Raw genomic sequence first — 8,653 nt, forward strand, 5'->3', positions numbered from 1 at the left:
GGCCGCAGGCTATAGTCCACAAGGGCTCAACTATCACACACTTTGAAGAAGAACCTTTCTTTTAGGAATTGGAACGGGCCTCGCGACGACGGCTGGAGCGGCGTACATGACTGAAATCCTTGGAGAGACAAGTGCAAAGACTGCGGCATTCGTTGTCACTTCCGCGACATCGCTTGGATTTGGAGGTGGTGCACTGGCGACCGGCATCAGCTTAAGCCTGCAAGGACCGACGCTTCTACCAGCAAGTTATCTCATTCTGTTTGGGATCGCGCCGGTTCTCGCGGCAACCGCACTGGGACTACCTCGTGTCGATCAGCCGCGACGTATCACCCTTTTGCGCTTGCCGGTTTTCCCGGCTGGCACATGGGTGTTTGGGGCTGATGCACTTGCGTGGGCGACGACTGGGATGACAATTGCTGCCGTTCCTCTGCAATTGGCAGCGAACGACCTCGGAAGCTGGACCGGACTTGTGATTTTTCTGGCAATTCTTGTTGGCTTCCTTTACCAACCGATGGCGCGAAGTATGACGAACGATGGAGCGCTTGCTCTCGGCTTCGTTCTGGTCCCGCTCGGCTTCTTTGTGCTCGTCGCTGGGGTTTGGTTCAAAACGCTACTGTTGGTCCTGATCGGCACCTGTATCACAAGTCCCGCAAGCTACGGGTTCACATATCTTGCTGCCTTGGCTGAGGCTTCATTGCGGTCACCGGATGACAGGGCACGAGCGACGGCGGGCTTGTTCGTCTATGCCTACTCTGGCTTTTCGTTGCCTGTCATAGTCAGTGGAGCACTCGCCGACATTCTCGGTTTGATCGCCGCAATGGGGTTTTTGCGACTGCTTTACTAAGTGCCTCGATGCTCGTACTCGTGCTTTGGAAACGTCAAAAGATCGACGTGGTCCGCCTAGCATCGCTAACCTACGGCCGAGGCCGATTTTGAGAATACGTTAAAACGCTGAAAGTATGTACAGAAGCGTGTGAAAGTCTGTCTCAATCAAGACTTGGGACGAATTTTATCCTCTCTTAACAGCTACACCTGACTTGGGGATTTCTTCACTTCTTCTAGGAGCCAACGATGAAATGACCGGGCGTCCCGTAGGGCGAGGCGATCGTGGTTTCCCACGAGGTAAAATGCCTCTTCAGGATGTTCATTTTTCGCTATTACCGTAATTCTCTCCGACGAGATAAGATCTGCAAGATAAATGTCTCTAACACTTCCAATACCTTGTTTTGCAAGGACCGCGTTTAGAACGTTAGCGTCATCTTCCAACAGCGCCCCCCAAGCCAGTTGAGACTGGGACACATCGAACATTTGGAGCCAGGTGTCCCATTCTGAATCTCCGGAACCTCTAATGAGTGGAAATTGATATAAAAGATCGTGCGGTGAATCCACAATTACGCCATTTAGAAGGCTTGTTGCTATGATAAGGCAAACACTAGGCTGCAGGATCTTGTGAGAGCTCAAGGCCGGATAGTCTCCTGTGCCGTATCTAAGCCCGACATCCGCAGTCACTCCTCCTTTGGAGAGGTTAGTTAAAGAGATTGTCGTTTGGACTACGACCTCGATGTCAGGAAAAATCTGGTTGAATCTGCCTATGCGAGGAATTAGCCAAAGGTTTGCAAAACTAGATACCGTTTGGATACGAAGTCGTCTGTTGACAACTTGCGAGGAAAGCGCTTCTTCAAGGATTTCAACAGACCCTGAGATCTGATTAAGCAATTTATCGCCAGCAGGTAATAATTCAATTCCATGCGGTGTCCTAGAGAACAGTTTGTCGCCAAGGTGGGTCTCGAGGATGGAGATTCTTTGGGTAACAGCACCCCGCGTGATGTGTAGCGATTCAGCTGCTGAGCGGAAGCTCCCACTTTTCGCGGCATATACAAAAGTTCGGAGAGCTTCAAAGGGCAGCTTGGCAGTCATTCTACCTCGTTAGTTTTGCTAAACACCTCTTACGTTTAGCTAGTTAGGCATTGGCGTTCAACAGCATTAGCACTTGGTTCTGTGTTAGCTTCATGAAGGACCAAAAGTGTTTTCTGCGGGTATCGACAAGCGACGAGCCAATTCGTGGGTATTCAGCTTGCTGATAGCGGTTTTTGCGGTTTGGGGTGCACAACAAGTTGCGATTAAGATCGGGAACGAGGAACTGTCGCCGATCTATCAAGCAGCTCTTCGATCCATCGTCGCGGCCACATTGATGACCATTTGGTTCCTGATACGCGGTACCCCACCCTGGAAGATGGGAGTGTCTATGTGGCAAGCGGCGGCCCTGGGTGCTTTGTTCTCCCTCGACTTTGCCTTGCTGTTCGTTGGTTTGGACCTCACCACAGCATCTCGTGGCACAATTCTGTACTACACAGCGCCGATTATGATTGCCGCTGGAACGGCTCTCATATTGCCTGAAGAACGCATCGGCAGAATTGGGACCATTGGGCTTGCAACAGCCTTTGCAGGCGTGGCTCTGGTCCTCTGGCGCGGCAATTCCGGTCATGATGGAAACTTCACTGGTGACCTCTTTGCTCTGGGTGCCGCTGCGGCTTGGGCGGTGACAATTCTACTCATAAAAACAACTAGCTTGATCCATGTGCCAGCAAGTGCGGCGCTATACTTTCAACTCTTGGGATCAGCTGTTTTGCTGCCCATTCTATCGCTCGCTCTTGGGGAAACATGGATAGTCCCCCAACAGGTGGACACCTATTGGGCTTTGGGGTTTCAATCGTTTTTGGTGGCGTTTGCGAGCTACCTGATCTTCTTCTGGGTGCTGAAACAGTATTCAGCATCGAAGCTATCTGCATACTCGTTCCTTGCGCCGATCTTTGGGGTGATGTTTAGCTGGAAGATCCTAGGTGATGAAATCACCCCTGCCTTTCTCGGTGGTTCCGTTATGGTGATTGCTGGGTTGGTGCTCGTGACGAAGGATGAAGGCGCAAGCTGAGCGTTAGTAAGACGAAGCGCCTTCTTCTGTGAGATCATGCCTCTCATGGCCGGTCAATGCAGGTGTAAACACACTGATCAGGCGAATATCTTTTATCGAAACAATGCGATGTTCGTCGTTGTTATCCAAGGCATACATGACGCCTTCGCGCAGGGGGTATTCGTCGCCGGTTGCCAGATCCTTAACAAGCCCTTCACCCTCGACACAGAAGCAGGCCTCTAGGTGATTTTGATAGGCGAGGGTGATATCTACGCCCGCCGGGATGGTAGTTTCGGCCAATGTAAAACCCATGCCGTCACGTTCCAAAAGAAACCGGCGGCTTTGTCCTTGCCCCCAATTCACATCGCGTTTCCCATTCAATATTTCGTTGCGCGAGCGGACAATCATAGTGGTCTCCTGAGTTTGTGATGAGGCGGCAATTCTAGGATGCGAAGGCAAAATAGCCGTTTTCGGAATAGTCGCGTCCTGGCAATCTGTGCCTCTCTTCTGGAACTGGATAGCCCGCTGCCAGATAGAGAGACGCGAAGAACTGCGATTGCGGTGTGTCAAGGCCGAGCGCGAGGCGTGTCGCAGCGGGGACCGTGCAATCCTGGTCCGCGGCAAAGTCCATGAGTATGTTTTTGACACCGCTGCCTTCGGGCATCCTGACTTTCGGCCGATCTATCAGATAGTCCGGCAAGTCGCCCCGAAACGCCTCTCTCAGCACCCATTTTTCAACACCATTGCGGATCTTCATCGACATCGGCAGATGATAGGCGAAGGACAGGAATTCACGATCTAAGAAGGGCACGCGCGCTTCAACGGAATTCAACATGCTGGCCCGATCGACACGTTGCAGATCGGTTCTGTGAAGATTGCCGACACGATATCTTTTCAGTGTCTCTGGATCGGAGTGCTTTTTGAAAAGGTCATATCCGGCCAAGACTTCATCGCTGCCTTCGCCACAAAGGGCCACTTTGAAGCCCTTCTGACGGGCCATGCGGTAGCCGAAATATGCCACGCAAGCGTCGATGGCATCGATCCCCTCAAAGAACTCAGCCGCCGTGGCCACAACGGGCAGAGTTTCGACCAGCTCCTCCTTTGAAAGCTGATAGACATGATGAGAAATGCCGTGATCCCGGCAGTATTGCTCTGCAAGAGGCACATCGGTGGCACCGTCTACGCCGACTGTGAAAGCTGTGACGTTGCCATGGAACAGCCGGGCGAGATGCAGCATCAAGGTGCTGTCGATGCCGGCACTGAACATCACGGCCACGGGCAAGTCTGTCTGCACCTGCTTACGAACGGCCTCCGTGAGAAGCCGCTTACACTCGCCGATTTGCTCCCGCTCGCTGCCATGAATGGCGATGGCTGTCGCTGCACTGTCGATGTCGAAATAACGCCCAACGCGTCCGTCGCTGATGTAGCATCCAGGATCCAAGGTCATGATGTCTTGCGAAAGACCGATGAGACCCTTTTGCTCCGATGCCACATAGAAGGTACTGCCTGATCGGGCGTAATAAACCGGCTTGATGCCAATGTGATCGCGCGCGATGAGAAACGAATTTGTCGATTTGTCGATCAAGACAAAGCCGAAGATTCCATCTAGACGGTTCAGAACATCGATGCCCCATTCCATATACCCAACCGCGATGACCTCGGTGTCAGAGTCCGTCTTGAAAGCGTGGCCGATTGAGCGAAGCTCAGCGCGTAGTTCAGCGTGATTGTAGATCTCACCGTTGAATGACACCCAGACCGTCTCTGAGACATCCGAAATGGGCTGGCGCGCGTGGTCACGGTCTACGATTGCCAGGCGATTTGTGCCGAGGGCCACATTGCCCAGAATCAAGGTTTCACCAAAGTATTCTGGATCCCCGCGGTGTTTGAAGGTTTCCAACATGGCGTTGATCGATGTATCGAGTTGCGCCCGTTTATCTGATGACACCGGACCAAAGGCGGGTGGGCATTCTATCATCGCTGCGAAGCCACACATGGCATCTCCCTCCGTTTGGTTTCGGTCTAGGCGGCAGCTACAACAGTGGTGACACCGCCACCAATGGAAGCCAGGTCATCGAAAAAGTCGGGGTAGGTTTGAGCGACGTGACAAGGGTCGTCGATGATGACGCCTTGTTTGCTTGCGAGACCTACGGCTGTGAGCGCCATGATCACGCCGTGATCGAAATGCCCGTCTATGATTGCGCCACCTTCCACACCGTTTGGAGATCCATGGATGATCAGCTCATCGTGGTTTTCCTCGGTGGAGACGCCCATCTTTTCTAGCTCAGCGCGATAATCGCTGATCCGATCGCACTCTTTGAAGCGAAGATGCTCAATGTTCGTGAAACGGCTTGTGCCTTCTGCGAAGGCTGACACGGCCGCGAGCGGAAGAACAGCGTCGGGCGCCAGGGAGCCATCGAAATCGAGCGCCTTCAGATTGCCGCCCCCTTTGATGTGCAGTTCGTCATTTGACTGCTCGATCTGCACCCCCATATTGCGGAGGTGGTTGATCACGGCACCATTCCCAAGCTCTTCCTCGCGGTAGGAAACAAGCCGCACGTCGGATGGCACAACTGAACAGACAGCCAACAATGCAGCTGTGCTGGCTGGATCGCAGCCGATAACGTGCGTGGTTGGATGAAACACGGTGCCGGGCTTGATCTCAAAACTCATGAGGTCGTCGCTTGCCATGACGGCAATGCCCGAGCGCTGCATCACGGCGATGGTGGTGCGAACCATATCCGGGGCTTTGAGTTCATCGCTCACCGTAATTCTTACGGGCTCTTCGAGCCCACCCGCCAGGAACAGCAGGCCGCTCAAAAACTGTGAGCTTTTCCGGGCAGATATGGTGATGTCGCCCCCATGGATGTCCGAGCCGTCAAGACATATCGGCAATTTGCCATCGATGTCCTTCCATTGGCATTGCACACCGAGTTGTTGCAGCGCCTCCATCATTTCAAGGTTGGAGCGGGATCCGAGCGACTCCTCGTACTTCGTGACAAAGCAGACGTTTGTCAGCTTTGCCGTCGCACCCAGGAGGAGCCGCAGCACAATCCCCGAATTGCCCGCGTCGATGGTGGTCTCGTCATTGAAATGATCGAAGCCAGGTCCATCGACAAGCAACTTTCCGTTTGTTTCGAACGTGAATTGCGCGCCCAGGTGTTCGCAGCCTCTGATCATAGCTTTGACGTTTGCGCTGTTGGCGATGTTGAGAATTTCGCTTCGACCTTTGGCCATGGTCGCGGCAAGGACAGATCGCGTGGACGTGCTTTTCGACGATGGAGGTGCGATGTGACCTTTCAGGCTTGTCGCTGCTGAAATCTGTAGGCGAGGGGCTTCTTGTAGTGACATGATGATCCTCGATTCAGTTCATGAGGCTTTGGACAATTCCGAAGGGGAGGGCGCCAAGTCGAATGACGCCCCAATCTTGCGGATCTCGTCGTAGAAGGCTGGATAGCCAGCGGGCATGTTTTGCGCGCCATCGATGTCGATGGAATTTGCAGCACCAAGACCAGCCGCGAACAGAGATCCAAGCACCCGGTGATCGCCATAGCTCCTAAGAGCAACCCCTCCACCCGGTTTGCTCTTACCTCGAGCGATGAAGCCGTCCATGGTGCCTTGGTTTGTGAAATGTGGCTCGATTTTGCATCCCATGGACTTTAGCTGTTGCACCATCACCATGAGCCGCTGACACTTGTGCAGGTTCACGTGACCAGCTCCATGCAATGTGACATCGGCGTCCGCGAAACATGCTGCCGCACACAATGCGGGCGTCACTGTTGGGATGTTCATGCCATTGATGACCACTGTTTCGGCCGATGGGTCCCCATGCCAGATCCGCAAATCGCGCGTGGCGCTATCGAATTTTGACTTAGCTCCAAGTCTGGAAAACGCCTCAAAGAAATCGCGCTCGCTCGTCATTTTCGACGGCCGATAGTTTGGAACGGATATATCCGTTCCAGGCACCACAACAGCCGCAGCCATCATGTAGGACAGTGCGGTGAAGTCCGATGGAATTTCAGCATCAACGACGCTGTAGCCACCGCCTCCGACGCGAAATCCGTCTTCTGTTTTGACGACTGGACAGCCGCGTTCCGCCATCATTTCGGTTGTGAGATCGATGTAGCCCTCACCCACCATGCGCTGACTGGCGGTCTTGAGCGTCAAGCCTTGATTGGACATCGGACCGATCAACAAAAGCGCAGTCAAAAACTGAGAGGTTTGTGATGTATCAACGACGGTCGTGCCGCCGAAGTCGGGGCCACCGGTGATGCGCAATCTCACGAATTGATCGTCGCTGCGATCTTCGATAGATCCACCAAAGTCCTTCACGAACCCGAGATACTGGAGGATGGGCCGCTGTTTTATCGACAGGCGGCCCAGCAGCTCTATTGGCGTCTCTTGCGTACAGGCCAATGCCGCCATGGTTCGGAACATGAATCCTGATCCATCGGTGCCCAATGGGTCATCGCACCGCTCGAATTGCCCTGCAGTTCCGATCAATGTCAGGATTTGTTTGTCATTTGCGACCACCTGAAGCCCAAGTCTCTGAGCAGCTTCAAACAACCTTTCCGTTTCAGAAGACCAAGACGGATGATGGATGTTCATCTGGCCTTCAGAAAGAAGGGCAAAAACCAGCGCGCGTTGCATGTGCGGCTTGGATGCAGGCAACTCTATTGCCCCGCTCAACCGAGCTGCGGGATAGACGGTGACATTCATGACGTTACTCCCATCAAGTGAGAGAACGGTCGATGCCGACCCGGCGCGAAGAACCTGGTTATGGCGACACTCACGTTCTCGTACAGGTTGAAGGTAGCGATAAAATGCTAGGTCACCGAAGTTGTGGTTGCTATAGAGCTGTTTAGAATTTTGGATACAGGTTGGGGTTGAACTCACTAAGCCCAGGTTGTTTCGGCGCTTTGCTCAATTGAACGGCTCGAAATCTAAGAACCTTTCCCGTTGTGAGAGTAGAGTGCGGAAAGCTGCTACGTTCCAAAATGAGAAAAATTGAACCATTTTGGGCTTTGTTCACGCAGTCTTCACAAATCGATTGCAATGGCAATCCTCAGGAGTTGCCACTTTAAGCGACCGTAGTGCTTATTGAATGCGCCAAAGGCTAGAATTGGATTCCACCTTGAGCCAGCGGACATACTTCAGAACACAAATCTGATCATTCCTAATCACCCGGAACCGTAGTCGGTTCAACATCAAAGCCATTCTGTTTCAAAAGCGAGACGAGTCCGTTGTCACTTGGCACTTTAATGGGTTCTTCTTCAAAGTGTGTGATAGTTGAGCCCTTGTGAACTATAGCCTGCGGCCATGCATACCAAATCAACATGGTCCCCCGGTCCTGGGGTCAAAGTTCAGGGCATCACCCTTCAAGATGACGAAGCCTGGGTTGTTTTTGTTGAAGCAAAACCAGTTGGTATCTGTCCTGATTGCGGAATCCGAAGCCGCCACCGTCACGGCCAACGCGCCCGCCGGTTGACAGATTTGCCGAACCAGGGATGCACGGTGACGGTGAGGATGACACTCACACGCTGGCAGTGCCGACACCCGAAATGCAGGCGAAGAACGTTCTCTGACCGACATCCAGCGATTGCGCCACCATATGCGCATCGGACTGCGAGAATGGCTGAAATCGTGGGGCTTGTGGGCCATGGAATGGGTGGGAGCCCGTCTGAAAGACTATTGCATCGGTCGGGAATGCCCATCAGCGACAATACGGTTCTGCGCCAGTTGAAGCGG

7 protein-coding genes and 1 pseudogene are annotated in these 8,653 nt (G+C 53.2%); 3 read left to right on the plus strand and 5 right to left on the minus strand.

Annotation, left to right across the window (positions count from 1 at the left end):
• Positions 1 to 106: 106 nt before the first annotated feature.
• Entirely contained in the window at positions 107 to 844 is a 738-nt protein-coding gene (locus GTF44_RS21505; RefSeq protein ID WP_253261411.1) for a hypothetical protein, read from the plus strand.
• A gap of 182 nt (positions 845 to 1,026) precedes the next feature.
• On the opposite strand, the gene GTF44_RS21510 is transcribed toward GTF44_RS21505, so the two are convergent.
• Positions 1,027 to 1,917 (minus strand): LysR substrate-binding domain-containing protein, encoded by an 891-nt coding sequence (locus GTF44_RS21510; protein WP_171563397.1) that lies wholly within the window; start codon positions 1,915 to 1,917, stop codon positions 1,027 to 1,029.
• Positions 1,918 to 2,023: 106 nt separating this feature from the next.
• Here GTF44_RS21510 and GTF44_RS21515 point away from each other — a divergent pair, with 106 nt between their 5' ends.
• A complete protein-coding gene (locus tag GTF44_RS21515) occupies positions 2,024 to 2,929 on the plus strand; it encodes a DMT family transporter (RefSeq protein WP_171563400.1) in 906 nt (301 codons plus the stop codon).
• 3 nt (positions 2,930 to 2,932) lie between these two features.
• On the opposite strand, the gene GTF44_RS21520 is transcribed toward GTF44_RS21515, so the two are convergent.
• The 4 genes from GTF44_RS21520 to GTF44_RS21535 are packed head-to-tail and all read right to left on the minus strand — an operon-like array spanning position 2,933 to position 7,624.
• Positions 2,933 to 3,316 (minus strand): ectoine synthase, encoded by a 384-nt coding sequence (locus tag GTF44_RS21520; RefSeq protein WP_171563402.1) that lies wholly within the window; start codon positions 3,314 to 3,316, stop codon positions 2,933 to 2,935.
• A 34-nt stretch (positions 3,317 to 3,350) separates the two neighbouring features.
• Entirely contained in the window at positions 3,351 to 4,901 is a 1,551-nt protein-coding gene (asnB, locus tag GTF44_RS21525; protein ID WP_171563404.1) for an asparagine synthase (glutamine-hydrolyzing), read from the minus strand.
• A 26-nt stretch (positions 4,902 to 4,927) separates the two neighbouring features.
• Positions 4,928 to 6,256 carry a 3-phosphoshikimate 1-carboxyvinyltransferase gene (gene aroA, locus GTF44_RS21530; protein WP_171563406.1) on the minus strand — a complete coding sequence of 443 codons (1,329 nt, stop codon included), beginning with the start codon at positions 6,254 to 6,256 and terminating at the stop codon, positions 4,928 to 4,930.
• 18 nt (positions 6,257 to 6,274) lie between these two features.
• Positions 6,275 to 7,624, minus strand: coding sequence for a 3-phosphoshikimate 1-carboxyvinyltransferase (locus GTF44_RS21535; protein ID WP_171563408.1), 1,350 nt, complete (start codon positions 7,622 to 7,624; stop codon positions 6,275 to 6,277).
• 651 nt (positions 7,625 to 8,275) lie between these two features.
• Between GTF44_RS21535 and GTF44_RS22310 the strand changes: the two are divergent.
• Positions 8,276 to 8,653 (plus strand): annotated as a pseudogene (locus GTF44_RS22310) (ISL3 family transposase); the annotation flags it as partial.

This window comes from Roseobacter sp. HKCCD6576-2 (genome assembly GCF_013179285.1).
Taxonomy (GTDB): domain Bacteria; phylum Pseudomonadota; class Alphaproteobacteria; order Rhodobacterales; family Rhodobacteraceae; genus Rhodophyticola; species Rhodophyticola oceani.